The following is a 15,191-nucleotide window of genomic DNA, read 5'->3' as shown; positions in this document are numbered from 1 at the left end:
ACGGTCGCCACCTCCTCCCTCGCCGACGACGTGCTGATCGCGCGCGGCGGCATCGGCACGTTCGACGGGCTGCGCGGGGCCTACCGGGACGGCGGCACATGGGAGCTCTGCCGCACGCTGCGCATCGACCGGCCGTGAGGGAGCCGCACCACGGCATCACCTCTCCCCCGCTCCCGCGTAGCCACCTCCCGTGATCGCGGGCACCCTTGCAGCATCAGCTACGAGCGTTCCGCACCGCGTTCAGGAGGAGCAGCCCCAGCATGGAGACCACCAGCACTCAGGGCCCCGCGAAGGTCGCCGTCGTCACCGGTTCGGAGTCAGGAATGGGCAGGGCGACGGCGGCCGTACTGGCCCGGCAGGGCTTCGACGTCGGCATCACCTGGTTCCTGGACGAGGCCGAGGCCGAGCGCACGGCGGAGGAGGTACGCGGGCACGGGCGCAGGGCAGAGGTGCGCCCCCTCGATCTGAGCCGGCTGCCCGGTGCGGAGGACGTGGTCGACGAATTCGCGGACGTCTTCGGCCGGTTGGACGTTCTGGTCAACGCCGCGGGCATCAACCGCAAAGCGTCGTTCACGGAGATGGCCTTCGACGACTTCCGGCACGTGCTCTCCGTGGATCTGGAAGGCCCCTTCCTGCTGAGCCAGCGCGCGGCGCGGCACATGATCGACCAGGGCGACGGCGGCCGGATCATCAACATCACGTCCGTCCACGAGCACACCCCGCTGCCGTCGGCCACCGCCTACAACACGGCCAAGCACGGGCTGGGAGGCCTGACGAAGTCGATGGCCCTGGAGCTGGCGGCGTACGGCATCACGGCGAACGCCGTCGCGCCCGGGCTCATCGCCACCCCGATGTCGGGCATGGCCGACGTGGACGTGCACACCGTCAGCCGTCCGGCGCTGCCGGTCCCCCGGCCGGGCGACGCGCGCGAGGTCGCCTCACTGATCGCCTGGCTCGCCTCCGACGCGGCGGCGTACACCACGGGGCAGTCGTTCGTGGTCGACGGCGGATTCACCATCGCCAACCCGCAGTTCACCACGACCAACTTCGGGGCGGGCGAGGCGGACGCGTGACGCCAGGAGCGCCGCGCCCGCCGTCAGCCGCGCCCCTCCCGCTCGTCGACGATGCGGCGGATCTTGCCGACGGAGCGCTCCAGCGTCTCCGGGTCGACGATCTCGACGGCGACGCTGAGCCCGATGCCGTCCTTGATCGCCTTGGTGATCGCTGAAGCGGCGGTCTCACGCCGGTCCGTGCCGGTGTCCGGCCGGGCCTCGGCCCGGACCGTCATGTGGTCCATCCGGCCGCGCGTGCCCAGATGCAGCTGGAAGTGCGGGGCGATGCCGGGCGTACGCAGCAGGATCTCCTCCACCTGGCTCGGGAAGATGTTGACGCCGCGCAGAATGATCATGTCGTCGCAGCGCCGGGTGACCTTGTCCATCCGCCGGAACGCCGGACGGGCGGTGCCCGGGTGCAGCCGCGTCAGGTCCCGAGTGCGGTACCTGACGACCGGCATGGCCTCCTTCGTGAGAGAGGTGAAGAGCAACTCGCCCTCCTGGCCCTCGCCTTGGAGCTCGTCGGTGAAGGGGTCGACGATCTCCGGGTAGAACTGGTCCTCCCAGATGTGCAGGCCGTCCTTGGTCTCCACGCACTCCTGCGCCACACCGGGGCCGATGACCTCCGACAGCCCGTATATGTCGACGGCGTGGATGTCGAGCCGCTCCTCGATCTCAGCGCGCATCTCCTCCGTCCAGGGCTCCGCCCCGAAGATGCCGATCCTCAGCGAGGTGCCGCGCGGATCGACGCCCTGACGCTCGAACTCGTCCAGCAGAGTGAGCATGTAGGAGGGCGTGACCATGATGATCTCGGGCTCGAAGTCCTGGATGAGCTGAACCTGGCGGGCCGTCATGCCTCCGGACACGGGGATGACCGTGCAGCCGGCGCGCTCGGCCCCGTAGTGCGCGCCCAGTCCGCCCGTGAACAGCCCGTAGCCGTAGGCGACATGGACCTTGTGCCCCGGACGTCCCCCCGCGGCGCGGATGGAGCGCGCGACCATGTCGGACCACATCGAGATGTCGCCCTCGGTGTAGCCCACCACCGTGGGACGGCCGGTCGTGCCGCTGGACGCGTGGATGCGGCGCACTTCGGACATGGGGACGGCGAACATCCCGAAGGGATAGGTCTCCCGCAGATCCGCCTTGGTGGTGCACGGGAAGCGGGCGAGGTCCTCCAGCGTGCGGCAGTCCTCGGGACGCACTCCCGCCGCGTCGAACTTCTTGCGGTACAGCTCGACTTGGTCGTAGGCGGTGCGCAGGGTCCGCTGTATGCGTGTGAGCTGGTAGGCGCGCAGCTCCTCACGGCCCATCTGCTCGCCGGCGTCGCGCAGCACGTCCGGCAGCGGCTCGCCCTTCCTCCGCGGCACGTCGGCGGAGGCCGGGGTCTCGCTCATCGTCACGGTGATTCCTCCATGCCTCGCACGGTACGGCTGCGGCCGCGGAACTCGGCTATCACTTCGCCGTCCCGCAGGATGCTGACGTCGTAGATTCCGCTGCGGCCGTAGCGCGTGCGCTCCTCTGCGACAGCGACGAGGTCGTCACCCTCCTCGGCCGATCTGACGAAGGAGATGTCGGCTCCGGAGGCGACAGTCACCGGGCCGTGGCTGTTGCACGCGCAGGCGAAGGCCGTGTCGGCGAAGAGGAAGAGATATCCGCCGTGCGCGATGCCGTGGCCGTTGACCATGGCCCCGGTCACCGTCATCCGTAGCTTCGCTGCGCCGCCCCCGGCCTCCAGCAAGGTGATGCCCAGCCCCTGGGACGCCTGGTCCGCGGCGAACATCGTCTGCGCCGACCCGTCGCTCATGGCATGCGTCATACGTTCCACGCTCTCGTACTTCCCGACCGACCATTCGGTTAGCCTTGCGGCGCGGTCCAGTAATCCAGCAACGGCCCTGGCTGTCAAGGGTGGGCAGTCCTCCGGCGCTCCCGCGCGAGCGAGCGGGCCAGCTCCTCCAGGTCGTCCGCGCTCCAGTCGGGCGGCGTCAGCGTCTCGGGGTAGCGGCCCGCCGAGCCGCGGCGCAGCCACGCGCCCGCTAGGCCCGCGCGCTGCGCGCCGTCCACGTCCCACGGATGCACCGCGACCAGCACCGCCTCTCCGGGCTCCACCCCCGCCATGCGAACGGCGTACCGGTACGCCTCCGGCACCGGCTTCCAGCAGCGGGGGCCGCCGACGCCGAGGAGCGTGTCGAAATGGTCGCGTACGCCTGCCCGTTCCAGCAGACCTTCGGTGAGCGCCGGATCCCCGTTGGTCATCGTCACCAGACGGAGTCCGGCTTCCCGCAGGGCGCGCACGCCGGCCGGGATGTCCGGATGGACGTTCAGCTCGGCCAGGCCGGCGAGGATGTGCCGGGCTGCGGCGTCGGCGTCGCCCGACCAGCCCGGCACGTCCGGGAGGAGCGAGAGCAGACCGTCACGGGCGACGTCGGCGAAGTCCGCGTACGAGCCCGCCGCGGTCAGGGCGAAGCCGTCACGCAGCACCCCGGTGAACCATGTGGGCAGCAGGTGTCCCGGGGCGCCGACGTCCTCGAACCGGCTGCGGAGAGGCGTCATGTCGCTGAGGGTCTCGTTGACGTCGAAGACGACGACCCGGAGGGCTCCGGCGTCCGTCCGGTCAGTGTGATCTGGAGACATGCCGCGCAAGATACTCGGACCTCGGCACCGGGCGCGCTCCCTGAGCCGTCACGCCCTCAGGAGCTTGTCCGGGGTGACGGGCAGATCGCGTACGCGGATGCCGGTCGCGTTGTGGACGGCGTTGACGACCGCCGCGGGAGCTCCGACGATGCCGATCTCGCCGATGCCCTTGGCGCCCATCGGGTTGGCGTGCGGATCGGGCTCGTCCAGCCAGGTGGCCTCGATGTCGCCGACGTCCGCGTTGGCAGCGACGTGGTACTGCGCGAAGTCGTGGTTGACGACGTGGCCCGTGCCGTGGTCGAGGACGCTCTCCTCGAACAGCGCCATGGAGATCCCCATGGTCATGCCCCCGATGAACTGGGAGCGTGCGGTACGGGGGTTGATGATGCGCCCGGCCGCGAAGACGCCGAGCATGCGGGGCACGCGGACCTCCCCGGTGTCGGCGTTCACGCGCACCTCGGCGAACTGCGCGCCGAAGGAGTGCACGGCGTAGCGCTTCATGTCCGGGTTCTCCGGGGTCTTCGAGGAGGTGCGGGCGCCGGCGGCGGGGTTGTCTCCGTGCTCCGCGCGGAAGGCGCGGGCCGCGGCGACGATCGTCGAGCCCCAGGAATTGATGCCCGAGGAGCCTCCGGCGACGGACGCGGGCGGCAGATCGGTGTCACCGATCTCCAAGTGCACCGCGTCGAAGGGGCACTCGAGGGCGTCCGAGGCGATCTGGCTGAGGGCCGTCCACGTCCCCGTCCCCAGGTCGGCGGCGCCGATGCGTACGGCGTACCGCCCGTCCGCGGTGCGCTCGATCTCCGCGGCCGATCCCGGCATCGCCCAGGAGGGGTAGGTGGCACTCGCGACCCCGAGACCCACCAGCCAGTCACCCTCGCGGCGCGTGCCCGCCTCGGCGCGGCGGTCCCAGCCGAAGCGCCGGGCGCCGGTACGCAGGCACTCCACGAGGCGGCGGTGGGACCAGGGCTTCCCGGTGGAGGGATCGCTCTCGGGCTCGTTGATGGCGCGCAGTTCGATGGGGTCCAGACCGCACGCGTCGGCGAGTTCGTCCATGGCGACCTCGGCGGCGAACATCCCCGGGCACTCGCCGGGCGCGCGCATCCACGTGTTGACGGGGACGTCGAGCAGGGCGAGCCGGTGAGTGGTGCGCCGGTTGGGCGCGGCGTACATCAGGCGCGACGCGACAGCGGTCTGCTCCGCGAACTCCTTGACCTTCGAGGTGTGTTCGACGGCCTCGTGGCAGAGCGCCGTCAGGCGCCCGTCGGCGTCGGCTCCGAGCCGCACGCGCTGGACCGTGGGGGTGCGGTGCCCTGCGAGGTCGAACAACTGCTGCCGGGTGAGCGCCAGTTTGGCGGGCCTGCCCGCGACGGCACGGGCGGCGAGCGCCGAGAGCACGTTGTGGGCGTGGGGCATCCCCTTCGAGCCGAAGCCGCCGCCCACGTGCGGGGAGATCACCCTCACCCGCTCGGGAGCGAGTTCGAAGAGCCGCGCGATGTTCTTCCGTACGGCGTGCGCTCCCTGGGTGGAGTCGTACTGCGTCAGCCGCGGTCCGCCGTCCGCTCCGGTGCCGGCGTTGTCCCACACGGAGACGCAAGTGTGCGGCTCCATCGGGTTGTTGTGCTCCATGGGGGTGCTGTAGGTCTGGTCGAGCGTGACCGCCGCGGCGGCGAGTGCCGCCTCCACGTCGCCCTCTTCGCTGTCGGTGGGGAAGACGGGGTTGACCTGATCGGGCCGGTAGAGGTCCGGGCGGTCTGCGCGCAACTCCGTGTCGTGCGGCTGCTGTTCGTACTCGACGCCGACGAGGGACGCGGCATGCCGGGCGGTCTCGGGGGTCTCGGCGACGACCGCGCCGATGAGCTGGCCCCGGAAGGCGATCTCGTCGGACTGCAGGACCGCCAGCTCCGCGTTGCCGGTGTCCGCGAGACGTGCGGCGTTGTACGGGGTCAGTACGGCGATCACGCCGTCGACGGACTCCGCCTGCGTGGCGTCCATCCTCAGCACCCGGCCCCGCGCGATCGCCGACTGCAGCGGATACACGTACGTGGGATTGCGCAGGTCGTGTTCCCAGGCGTAGGTCGCGGTGCCGGTGACCTTCGCGTGCCCGTCGACCCGCGGCAGCGAGGTGCCGACCGTCTGGATGTTCAACGGCTCGATGGACTCCGAAGACAGTGCGGAGTCCGTGTCGGGGCGTGTCATCGCCGCTCCTCAGTGGCCAGCTCGCGCAGCACGGCTGCGAGGGTGTTGCGCGTCATGGGGACCTTGAAGGCGTTGTCCGGCAGCAGCTGTGCCGCCCCCAACTCGGCGTCGGCCGCCTGCCGGAAGGCGTCCTCCGTTGCGGCGGCACCACGCAGTGCCTCCTCCGCGCGGGTGGCGCGCCAGGGCTTGTGCGCCACGCCGCCGAAGGCGATACGGGCATCCCGCACGCGGTCGCCATCGGTCTCCAGCACGGCCGCGACGGAGATCAGAGCGAAGGCGAAGGAGGCCCGGTCACGCACCTTGCGGTAGGCCGAGCGGGCGCCGGGGGGCGACGGCGGCAGCTCGACGGCGGTGATGAGCTCACCGTGTTCGAGGACGGTGTCGCGTTCGGGGGTGTCGCCGGGCAGCCGGTGGAACTCCCGGACGGGGATGCGGCGTTCGCCTTCCGCGCCCATCGCGATCACCACAGCGTCGAGAGCGCTCATGGCCACTGCCATGTCCGAGGGGTGGACCGCCAGGCAGTGTTCGGAGGCGCCCAGCACGGCGTGGTGACGGTTCCATCCTCCGACGGCCGCGCAGCCCGAACCCGGCTCACGCTTGTTGCAGGGTGTGGTCACGTCCTGGAAGTAGCCGCAGCGTGTGCGCTGGAGCAGATTCCCGGCGGTGGTCGCCGCGTTCCGCAGCTGTCCGGACGCGCCCGCCAGCAGCGCCTGGGAGAGAACGGGGTAGCGCCGCCGCAGCAGCGGGTGCGCGGCGAGGTCGCTGTTGCGGACCGTGGCCCCGATGCGCATCCCGCCGTCGGGCAGCTCCTCGATCCTGTCCAACGGCAGCCGCGTCACGTCGACGAGGAGCTCGGGGGAGGCCAGACCGAGCTTCATGTGGTCCACGAGGTTGGTTCCGCCGGCGAGGAAGGCGGCGTCCGGTCGTGCCATGACGGTGGCCACGGCCGTACGGGCGTCCGTGGCGCGCGAGTAGTCGAAGGGGATCATCGCCGCGCCACCGCCCGGATCGCCGTGACGATGTTGACGTACGCGCCGCACCGGCACAGGTTGCCGCTCATGCGCTCCCGGATCTCGTCGTCGTCGAGTACCGCCGGGCGGCCGGATTCGCCGCTCCCGTTCCCGGTCGGAGTCACCACGCTGGGATGGCCCGCCTCGGCCTCCGCGAGCATGCCGACCGCTGAACAGATCTGGCCCGGTGTGCAGTAGCCGCACTGGAAGCCGTCGTGGTCGAGGAACGCCTGCTGGACGGGGTGCAGTTCGGACTCCCCCGTGGCGAGCCCCTCCGCGGTGGTGATCTCCGCTTCGTCGTGCGCGACGGCGAACGTGAGGCAGCTGAGTCTCCGCCGCCCGTCGATCAGCACCGTGCAGGAGCCGCACTGCCCGTGGTCACACCCCTTCTTGGGCGAGGTGATCGAAAGCCGGTCGCGCAGGGCGTCGAGCAGCGTGGTGCGTGTGTCCACGGTCAGCGACCACTCTTCGCCGTCGACCCGGAGGGTGAGGTGAGAATCCACCTCGCTCGGGTACCACCCGGGCTGGAGGAGCCAAACCTTGGCCGGCAGGCGGCCGCGTGCGGGTTCCCGGCAGGAGCGGCAAGCTGGGGACCTCCGGTGCGGGACGCCGGAGTGGGAACCATCCAGGACAATCATCAGGGACAGTGCGGAGGGACGGCCGGAGATGTTCGAGGCAGGCGACATCCGCGAATGGCGTGACCGCGACGTGGTCGATTCCAGCGGCAGCAAGATCGGCACACTGGAGGCCGTCTACGTCGACACCCGTACGGACAACCCGAGTTTCGCCACCCTCACCGTCGGCCTGCCCACACGGCGGCGGCTGGTGTTCGTACCGCTGGACGGAGCGACCGTCGGCCCCGAATACCTACGGGTCGCCCACTCCAAGAACGTGGTGCGCTCCGCCCCCTCCATGGCGACCGACGGTGAGCTGGCGGCCGAGGACGAGCCGGCCGTCTTCGCGCACTACGAACTGGACTACGAGACGGGCGCAGGAGGCGAGCGGCGGCTGGCCCGCCGCTGATCACCCGTATGCCTCTACAGTCGTGACATGGCGGATGACGGAGGCACCGTACGGGTCGACAGCTGGATCTGGTCCGTGCGGCTCACGAAGACGCGGTCGATGGCGGCCTCGGCCTGCCGCGGCGGCCATGTGCGGGTCAACGGGGAACGCGTCAAGCCTGCCCACCCGGTGCGGGTGGGCGACCAGGTGCGGCTGCGCCAGGCCGGGCGGGAGCGCGTGGTGGTGGTCTCCCGCGTCGTACGGAAACGCGTCGGTGCGCCGGTGGCCGTGGAGTGCTACGTCGACAACAGCCCCCCGCCGCCGCCCCGCGAGGCGGTCGCTCCCGCAGGGCGCCGCGACCGCGGTGCGGGACGCCCGACCAAGCGCGACCGGCGGGAGATGGAGCGCCTGCGCGGCCTTCAGGACGGACCGCACTGACGCAGCCTCAGCTGCCTCGCAGCTCGCGGTCGACGGCCCGCAGCAGCGTCAGCAGCATGCGGTTGAGCGGCACGTCGATGCCGTGCCGCTCGGCACCGCGCACGACGGCGCCCGTGATGTGCTCGTGCTCCAGCGGGCGGCCCGCCAGGCGGTCGTAGAGCGTGGAGGTTCCGCCGTCGGGCGGCACCGAGGCGTTGGCGCGCAGCGCGCGGTGTACGTCCTCCTCGTCCAGCTGCGCGCCCTCCGCGCGGGCGACGGCGAGTCCTTCCATGAGGACGTCCTCGGCGAGCTGCCGCATCTCCGGGTCGCCGAGGATGTGCATGCGCTGCTTGAGGATGGCTGTGAGGGGGTTGACCGCGACGTTGGTGAACATCTTCCGCCAGGCGGCCGAACGGAAGTCCTCGACGGGACGCACCGTCAGACGGCTGCCGTCGAGCAGCTTCACGAAGGCCTCCGCCGACGGGCCCTGGGGAACGTGCAGTTCGTTGCCCGTGTAGTGCACGATGCGGCCGGGTGCGACGCGCTCGACGGCCATGTAGGCCAGCGTCGGCAGGATGTGCGCCCCTGACGGGAGCAGCGGGCCGACGCGCTCCCTTTGATCGATGCCGTTCTGGATGACGGCGACCACCGTGTCCGGGCCGCACAGCGCGGCGAGCCAGTCGGCGGCGCCTTCGGTGTCCTGCGCCTTGGTGGTCAGGAACACCCAGTCCGCGGGGCCGCGGTCCGCGAGGTCTCCGGGGCTCGTGGCGAAACGCAGGTCGGGGCGGAGCTCGTCACCGCCGGTCCGCAGTGTCAGCTCCTCCAGCGGTGCCCGGAGGCAGAGGGTCACGTCGTGACCGGCCTCGTGCGCGACGGCGGCCGTGAGCCCGCCGATCGCGCCGCCGCCGATCACCGCTATGTGTGCGGCGGAGGCAGAAGAACGCATGCAGACGATCGTATGCGCACGTCCGCGCGTGACCGGGCCGGGGTCCCCATTACCGCAAAACCGACATATCGGGTGTTACGCATAGAGCTCTCTGCCGGTTTCACAAGCGGGACGAGGTTCGGCCATGTACGTGCTGCCTGCAGCTCCGAGCGCGCCAGTCACCGACCGTCTCAAACGCCTCCCCGATTACGGGCCCGGGCCCGCCGGGCATCCTCTGCTCCACCTGGGCGCCGTCGCCGCCGCCTACACAATGCTGCAGATCTTCCTCGTACTGCCCGGCACGGGGCTCGGTTGGGACGAGACCGTCTACGTGAGCCAGGTCGACGGATCTCCGGCGGCCTTCTTCAGCGCACCCCGCGCGCGGGGCATCTCCTATCTCGTGGCGCCCCTCGTCGCGTTCACGTCGTCGACGACTCTGCTGCGCGTCTTCCTCGCCGTGCTCTCCGGCGCGGGACTGCTGGTCTCGCTGTGGGTGTGGCGACGGCTGCTGCCGCTGCCCGTACTGACCTGGGCGGGTGCACTCTTCGCCGGACTGTGGATCAGTCTCTTCTACGGTCCGCAGGCCATGCCGAACCTGTGGTGCGCCTTCGGCTCGCTGACCGCCGTGGGCTGCTTCCTGCGCTGCGTGCGGCACCCGGGCGACCGCAGGGCCGCCGTGGGACTCGTCGCCTCCGTCGGTGTCGTCGCGCTGATGCGTCCGCCGGACGCGGCATGGCTGGTGCTGGCACTCGGCGGTGCCGCGGTACTGGTGCCGGCCTGGCGCCGGGTGGTGGTCCTCGGGGGGCTGGCGGGCGGCGCGCTGCTCGGGGCGGGCCCGTGGATCGTGGAGGCCTTCACCACCTACGGAGGGCTGCTGACGCGGCTGCACCGCGCGAGCGAGATCCAGGGCGGCATGGGCTGGAACATCGCGATCGGGGACCACGTGCGCAGCCTGCAGGGCCGGATGCTCTGCCGGCCCTGCGACATGGCGTGGGAGGAACCGCAGACGGCGCTGTGGTGGTTCGCTCTGCCGCTGCTGGCCGCGGGCGGCATCGCGTCGGCCGTACGGGCGGGACGCAGGGACACAGCGGTGCTCGCGGCGGTGACGGCGACCGGCCTCGCACTGCCGTATCTGTTCCTCATGGGGTACGCGGCACCGCGCTTCCTGCTGCCCTCCTACGCGCTGCTCGCCCTGCCGGTCGCCGAGTGCGTGCGGCGGGCGTTCGCGCAGAGACCCGACGGGCGACGCCCCCTGGTCCTGATCGTCCTTCCCGCACTGCTGCTCGGCAGCCACTTCGGCGTGCAGTACCAGGTGCTGGGTTCCGTGCTCGAGCGCAACCACCAGGTGACGAAGCAGATGACGGAGGCGGCATCCACGATGCACCGTCTCGGCCTGCGTCCACCCTGCACGCTGACCGGGCCGCTCGCCGTTCCCATGAGCCACTACGCGGGGTGCGCCTCGCGGCAGTCCCACGGCCACGACATCAGCATCACCGGCACCGGCCTGCGGGAACTGGCGCGCCGTGACGAACCGATGGCCGTCACAGTCCGGCACTATCAGCGGCCTCCGAGCTGGGCGCGCGCCTGGCGCTCGGCGCCGCTGAAGCACCTGCCCGGCTACCGCGTGTACGTCGCCCCCGCGGGCGCACGCGGCGGGGCCGCACAGCGCTGAGCCGTCCCAGCAGCCCCCGCGGGCCCCCGCGAACGGGTGTTCGCGGGGGCCGGTGTCTTCCGAATCACCTTGTCCGAGGGCCACGTTCGGTGTTTCCGGGGCCGAATGAGGGACACCAGACAAGGCGCGGTCGCAGCTGCGACCAGGAGCAAGTGGACTCATTGGAGGTCGATCATGTTCAAGGCACTCGCGGACGTGGTGCGCGCGATCGGTGGAGCCATCGCCACGGTGGTCACTCTGCCCTTCCGTCTGGTCGCCCGGCTCTTCGGCGGAGTCTCGGACAGTGCGCACGGCCGCCACTGATCCTGCCGTGCGGCGGCGCACCTGCCCGGCAGAGCCGGACGAACCCGCAAGAGGCCCCTCCCCCAGGCACTGAACGGCCAGGGGTGAGGGGCCTCTTCGTCTGCGGTGCCACACCGCGGGCCGACCGGGCCGGCCTCTAGATGTGGTCGCGCGGCACGCGCTCATTCCAGGTGCGGGAGAAGACCCTGCGGTCCCCCTCGTAGCCGTCGAGCGTCGCGTTGACCACGAACTCCGTCTCGGTGGAGCGCAGCACCGTGCGCGTCTCCGTCCGTACGTTCCAGTCGTCGCGGGCGAAGGACATCGTCCAGGCGGACTCCCCGCGCACCGATTCGAAGTCGTCGGCGACCGAGTCGTACCGCTCGTAGGCCCTGCGGCCCACGTCCAGGCCGATGTCCTCGTAGCGGATCGTCCCGGCGTCCTTGACGATCTCCAGCGCCGACCCGTAGTTCACGAGGTCGCGGCTGACCTCCCAGCGCGATTCGCCCGGCACGAGCGTGGTCGTCTCCAGCGGCGGTGTGCCTTCGGGCTCCTCGAAGGGCCGGGTGCGCATCTCCCCCTGCTCCGTGGGCGGACGCACCGGGAGCGTCAGGGTGCTGGATCCCGCGTACACGCTCAGCAGCACCGGCTTGGGCGGCGGCCACGCCAGCGGCCAGTACGACGTGGACAGCGAGAGCCGGATGCGGTGGCCGGGCGGGAAGGCCTGGCCGACGCCGTTGAGCTGCACCGTGGCGCGGTAACGGCGGCCCGGCTCCAGCGGGCGCGGCTCGAACGCCTCGGGCAGGTCGGCGTCGTCACGCCTGGTGAGATTGAGCAGCCCGTAGGTGACGCGAGTGCTCGCGCCGTCGGGTGCGACGTCGGAGAGCCGCGCGGCCACCATCGCCACCGGCTCGCTCACCGAGAACTCGATCTCGACGGTCGGCGAGCCGAGGATCTCCACCCGCTCGGTCAGCTCCTCGGTGTCGAAGACCAGCGAACCGCCGTCCTCCTCGCGCTGGTCGTAGGGGAGGTCGGGCGGCGCGTTGTAGGAGGCCCACTTGCCGGCGAACTGGCCGACCGAGAGCGGCGACTGGATCGTGAGCTCCTCCTCGGCGACGCTCTCGCCGGGATCGCCGACGCGGTGCCGGCTCAGCGGGTGCGGGACCGCTTCGATCGCCGGAGACGGCCAGGACGGCTCGCCCACCCACCGTCCGGGCCGCTCCTCGTAGGCCGTGGACGGCGGAACGCTCTCCTGCATCCAGGTGCTCAGCATGGGGCCGTCCATCGCGCCGTTGTCGGCGTCCTTGAGCCAGTGGTCCCACCAGCGCACGACCTCCTGGAGATATCCGATGGCCGGGCCGGGCTCCCCGAGGTGGGGGAACTTGTGCGACCACGGACCGACCAGGCCCTTGCGGGGCCCGTCCAGGTGGCTCAGCAGCCGCGAGACCGCGTTGGAGTAGCCGTCGGCCCAGCCGCTGGAGGCGAGGACGGGACACTGCACCGCGTCGTAGTCCTCACACACGGAGGCGTGCCGCCAGTAGTCGTCGCGGCGCTGGTGACGCAGCCATTCCAGCGCCCAGGGACGGGTGTTCTCGAGCCGCTCGAGCCACATGTCACGCCAGCGCTCGCCGACGAGCGCCGGATCCGGCGGGCACGTGCCGTAGGCGAACATGGTGCCCGCCTCCGCCAGGTTGTCCGAGAGCAGGCAGCCGCCCATGTAGTGCATGTCGTCGGCGTACCGGTCGTCCGTGAAGGACGCGATGACGATGGCCTGGAGGCTCGGCGGACGGCGCGCGGCCACCTGCAGCGCGGCGAACCCGCCCCAGGAGATGCCCATCATCCCGGTACGGCCGTTGCACCACGGCTGAGCAGCGATCCACTCCAGCACGTCCTCGGCGTCGGACTGCTCCTGCTCCAGGTACTCGTCCGACAGGACGCCCTCGGATTCGCCGGTACCGCGCAGGTCGACGCGCAGGCAGGCGTAGCCGTGACCCGCGATGTAGGGGTGGTGCATCGAGTCGCGTACGGACGACAGGTCGCGTTTGCGGTACGGGATGTACTCCAGCACCGCCGGAACGGGCTCCTCCGAGGAGGAGGCGGGGCGCCAGATGCGGGCCGCCAGACGGGTGCCGTCGGAGACCGGGATCCAGACGTGTTCCTCTTCCTCGATCTTGTGCGGCAGGTTGGTCACGAAACGCATGACCTCAAGGCTCCTTTGCTGACGTGGGCCGTCGCTGACGTGGCCGTCGTGCTCCTCGTCAGCCGGCTGCGGGGTCCTCGACCTCGAAGCGCAGTGCGGCCAGGGCGCGGTCGTGCTTCTCGCGCATCTCGTCCTCGCTGTCGGCCCCGACGAAGAGGTGCGCGAGTTCGTAGCTGTAGCTGTCCTGGCCAGGGCTGTCGGAGAGCAGCTGCCCCTGCTCCGGCACGACCTCGATCTTCACCCCGGGGATGTCGTGCTCCACCTGCGCGATCTCCTCCGGCGTCGGTACGCGCCTGACGATCCCGTCGGCGAACCACCGGTGGTACCACTTCGCCGCGACGGCGTACTTCCCGTGCTTGGGAAGCAGGTTGGGGTCCTCTCCGAGGGCGAGGCTGACCATGCAGTGGTGATTGCTGACGCCGTCGACGTACTCGAACAGCTCTGCGTGCGACTGCGAGTGCCGCGGGTTGATCTCCAGCAGGTTGATCGCGTCGGTCTGCGCGTCGTAGAAGTACTCGATGCTGAAGGTGGCGTTGTCGATGCCGACCTGCTCGATGACGCGCTTCGAGACGTCCTTGAGGCGGAGCTGGACCGGCTCGGGCAGCGCCGACGGGTACTGGTGGCGCATGAAACTGGAGCTGTCGGGATAGTTGATGGAGTCCAGCGCGCCGTAGACCGTCACCTTGCCCTCGAAGACGTAGCCCTCGACCGCCGCCTGCACACCGGTGAGGGACTCCTCGGCCAGGCAGGCCTGTCCGCCCGCTTCCTCGATCTCGCGAGGCAGGTCGAGCTGTTCGAGGATGAACTCGAAGGGCCGCCCGACGCGGGATATCCCTTCACGGATCTTGTCGACGGCCTCGGTGAACTCCTTCTTGTCGTCGACCCCGAAGGCCAACTCGGACGAGAAGGACTTCACGGGCTTGAGCCACATCGGGAAGCTCATGCCCTCGGGCGGACGCGGATCGTCCTCCACCAGGGAGACCAGGTCGAACCGCGGGTGTTCCTTGATGACCTTCTGCTGCTCCAGCCGGCTCCAGTACTTGTGCTCGCACTTGACGATCGACTCCAGGCTGGAGCTGCGCAGCCCGTACTGGCCGGCGAGGATGGGAACGATGGTGCTCACGGGGAAGTCCCAGTAGCCGACCACCGCGTCGATCGAACCGTCGAAGGCGTCCAGCTGGGCGCGGGCCTTCTCCAGCAGGTCGGGCACGGAGACCTCTCCGACCTGAAGCTCCTCGACATCCAGCAGGGGGTGGAACGCGTAGTCCTCGGCGTGGGGCACCTCTCGCAGGACCCGCAGGTTCGCCTCGTCCATCCCGATGACGAAGATGTTCTTCCGACTCACCATTACTCCTTCACATCTGTCCTGGTCGGGGCTTTCCGCGGTACCCGGTGAAGGAGTCACGAACCTGACTCAGCTGTGTTCCTCGTCTCCCGGCGAAGGGGGTGTACGGGGACTCGGTCAGGGGAGAGCCGTCCGGATCGGAAAGCGGCCGGAGGAGGTCAAGAAGCGGCAGAGGGCGGGCCTGAGTGCGCGCACCTGAAAGGGCGCTCGAAGATCACTCGAAGGGGGCCTCAGAGCCGGGCGAAATGGCCGCACGCGCGACCGCCCACGGACTGCGAGCGGTCACCGACGGTCCGGCTCCCGCCGTCGTCACAGCGAGGCGCCGCCCGCACAGGCGGGACACCGCGCCGAGGGTTGCCGGAGCCGACCCCGGCTCCGGCAACTCCCCAGACGCTGCGAGGGGTTGAGCGTTTCGGCTAGGCGGTCTTCCTGCGGGAGGACGAGCCGTTGGCCGACCGAGGG

Annotated in this window: 13 protein-coding genes and 1 pseudogene; 5 read left to right on the top strand and 9 right to left on the bottom strand. The window is 70.6% G+C overall.

Annotation, left to right across the window (positions count from 1 at the left end):
• Positions 1 to 260: 260 nt before the first annotated feature.
• On the top strand, positions 261 to 1,073 hold the full coding sequence (locus tag H5J26_RS19915) for an SDR family oxidoreductase (RefSeq protein WP_181767269.1): 813 nt from the start codon (positions 261 to 263) through the stop codon (positions 1,071 to 1,073).
• A gap of 23 nt (positions 1,074 to 1,096) precedes the next feature.
• Here the strand turns inward: H5J26_RS19915 and paaK are convergent, their stop codons facing one another.
• The 6 genes from paaK to H5J26_RS19885 all read right to left on the bottom strand — a co-directional run bounded on the left by paaK (position 1,097) and on the right by H5J26_RS19885 (position 7,392).
• Positions 1,097 to 2,446 carry a phenylacetate--CoA ligase PaaK gene (paaK, locus tag H5J26_RS19910; protein WP_181767268.1) on the bottom strand — a complete coding sequence of 450 codons (1,350 nt, stop codon included), beginning with the start codon at positions 2,444 to 2,446 and terminating at the stop codon, positions 1,097 to 1,099.
• 2 nt (positions 2,447 to 2,448) lie between these two features.
• Entirely contained in the window at positions 2,449 to 2,856 is a 408-nt protein-coding gene (gene paaI / locus H5J26_RS19905; RefSeq protein WP_419183826.1) for a hydroxyphenylacetyl-CoA thioesterase PaaI, read from the bottom strand.
• 95 nt (positions 2,857 to 2,951) lie between these two features.
• Complete coding sequence (locus H5J26_RS19900) at positions 2,952 to 3,683, bottom strand: haloacid dehalogenase type II (protein WP_181767266.1); 732 nt, start codon at positions 3,681 to 3,683, stop codon at positions 2,952 to 2,954.
• Positions 3,684 to 3,731: 48 nt separating this feature from the next.
• On the bottom strand, positions 3,732 to 5,879 hold the full coding sequence (locus tag H5J26_RS19895) for a xanthine dehydrogenase family protein molybdopterin-binding subunit (RefSeq protein ID WP_181767265.1): 2,148 nt from the start codon (positions 5,877 to 5,879) through the stop codon (positions 3,732 to 3,734).
• Positions 5,876 to 6,868 (bottom strand): FAD binding domain-containing protein, encoded by a 993-nt coding sequence (locus H5J26_RS19890; RefSeq protein ID WP_181767264.1) that lies wholly within the window; start codon positions 6,866 to 6,868, stop codon positions 5,876 to 5,878. The genes H5J26_RS19895 and H5J26_RS19890 overlap by 4 nt, the downstream gene beginning before the upstream one ends.
• Entirely contained in the window at positions 6,865 to 7,392 is a 528-nt protein-coding gene (locus tag H5J26_RS19885) for a (2Fe-2S)-binding protein (RefSeq protein ID WP_181767263.1), read from the bottom strand. Before H5J26_RS19885 ends, H5J26_RS19890 begins: the two co-directional genes overlap by 4 nt.
• A gap of 163 nt (positions 7,393 to 7,555) precedes the next feature.
• Between H5J26_RS19885 and H5J26_RS19880 the strand changes: the two genes are divergently transcribed.
• Together H5J26_RS19880 and H5J26_RS19875 are read left to right on the top strand one after the other, a co-directional pair.
• Complete coding sequence (locus tag H5J26_RS19880; RefSeq protein WP_181767262.1) at positions 7,556 to 7,912, top strand: PRC-barrel domain-containing protein; 357 nt, start codon at positions 7,556 to 7,558, stop codon at positions 7,910 to 7,912.
• 39 nt (positions 7,913 to 7,951) lie between these two features.
• Positions 7,952 to 8,329, top strand: a pseudogene (locus H5J26_RS19875) (RNA-binding S4 domain-containing protein); the annotation flags it as partial.
• A 7-nt stretch (positions 8,330 to 8,336) separates the two neighbouring features.
• Here H5J26_RS19875 and H5J26_RS19870 read toward each other — a convergent pair.
• Positions 8,337 to 9,254, bottom strand: a complete 918-nt coding sequence (locus H5J26_RS19870; protein ID WP_181767260.1) for a 2-dehydropantoate 2-reductase — start codon at positions 9,252 to 9,254, stop codon at positions 8,337 to 8,339.
• A gap of 124 nt (positions 9,255 to 9,378) precedes the next feature.
• Between H5J26_RS19870 and H5J26_RS19865 the strand changes: the two genes are divergently transcribed.
• Positions 9,379 to 10,905 (top strand): hypothetical protein, encoded by a 1,527-nt coding sequence (locus tag H5J26_RS19865; protein WP_235980841.1) that lies wholly within the window; start codon positions 9,379 to 9,381, stop codon positions 10,903 to 10,905.
• Between the two features lie 174 nt (positions 10,906 to 11,079).
• On the top strand, positions 11,080 to 11,208 hold the full coding sequence (locus tag H5J26_RS32050) for an LPFR motif small protein (protein WP_268933117.1): 129 nt from the start codon (positions 11,080 to 11,082) through the stop codon (positions 11,206 to 11,208).
• Between the two features lie 136 nt (positions 11,209 to 11,344).
• Here the strand turns inward: H5J26_RS32050 and H5J26_RS19860 are convergent, their stop codons facing one another.
• Positions 11,345 to 13,384 carry a CocE/NonD family hydrolase gene (locus tag H5J26_RS19860; protein WP_181767259.1) on the bottom strand — a complete coding sequence of 680 codons (2,040 nt, stop codon included), beginning with the start codon at positions 13,382 to 13,384 and terminating at the stop codon, positions 11,345 to 11,347.
• 58 nt (positions 13,385 to 13,442) lie between these two features.
• On the bottom strand, positions 13,443 to 14,732 hold the full coding sequence (locus H5J26_RS19855; RefSeq protein ID WP_181767258.1) for an ATP-grasp domain-containing protein: 1,290 nt from the start codon (positions 14,730 to 14,732) through the stop codon (positions 13,443 to 13,445).
• Positions 14,733 to 15,191 lie beyond the last annotated feature (459 nt).

This window comes from Streptomyces albidus (ex Kaewkla and Franco 2022) (assembly GCF_013870515.1).
GTDB lineage: Bacteria > Actinomycetota > Actinomycetes > Streptomycetales > Streptomycetaceae > Streptomyces > Streptomyces albidus.
Note: the sequence above shows the minus strand (reverse complement) of the source record. Positions and strands in the feature narration are given on the sequence as shown.

What these genes read in the sequence shown, in the direction of transcription:
- H5J26_RS19865 (WP_235980841.1), top strand. Translation starts at nt 9,379, where the DNA reads ATGTACGTGCTGCCTGCAGCTCCGAGCGCGCCAGTCACCGACCGTCTC.
- H5J26_RS19915 (WP_181767269.1), top strand. Translation starts at nt 261, where the DNA reads ATGGAGACCACCAGCACTCAGGGCCCCGCGAAGGTCGCCGTCGTCACC.
- H5J26_RS32050 (WP_268933117.1), top strand. Translation starts at nt 11,080, where the DNA reads ATGTTCAAGGCACTCGCGGACGTGGTGCGCGCGATCGGTGGAGCCATC.
- paaI (WP_419183826.1), bottom strand. Translation starts at nt 2,856, where the DNA reads ATGAGCGACGGGTCGGCGCAGACGATGTTCGCCGCGGACCAGGCGTCC.
- H5J26_RS19900 (WP_181767266.1), bottom strand. Translation starts at nt 3,683, where the DNA reads ATGTCTCCAGATCACACTGACCGGACGGACGCCGGAGCCCTCCGGGTC.
- H5J26_RS19860 (WP_181767259.1), bottom strand. Translation starts at nt 13,384, where the DNA reads ATGCGTTTCGTGACCAACCTGCCGCACAAGATCGAGGAAGAGGAACAC.
- paaK (WP_181767268.1), bottom strand. Translation starts at nt 2,446, where the DNA reads ATGAGCGAGACCCCGGCCTCCGCCGACGTGCCGCGGAGGAAGGGCGAG.
- H5J26_RS19890 (WP_181767264.1), bottom strand. Translation starts at nt 6,868, where the DNA reads ATGATCCCCTTCGACTACTCGCGCGCCACGGACGCCCGTACGGCCGTG.
- H5J26_RS19895 (WP_181767265.1), bottom strand. Translation starts at nt 5,879, where the DNA reads ATGACACGCCCCGACACGGACTCCGCACTGTCTTCGGAGTCCATCGAG.
- H5J26_RS19870 (WP_181767260.1), bottom strand. Translation starts at nt 9,254, where the DNA reads ATGCGTTCTTCTGCCTCCGCCGCACACATAGCGGTGATCGGCGGCGGC.
- H5J26_RS19880 (WP_181767262.1), top strand. Translation starts at nt 7,556, where the DNA reads ATGTTCGAGGCAGGCGACATCCGCGAATGGCGTGACCGCGACGTGGTC.
- H5J26_RS19855 (WP_181767258.1), bottom strand. Translation starts at nt 14,732, where the DNA reads ATGGTGAGTCGGAAGAACATCTTCGTCATCGGGATGGACGAGGCGAAC.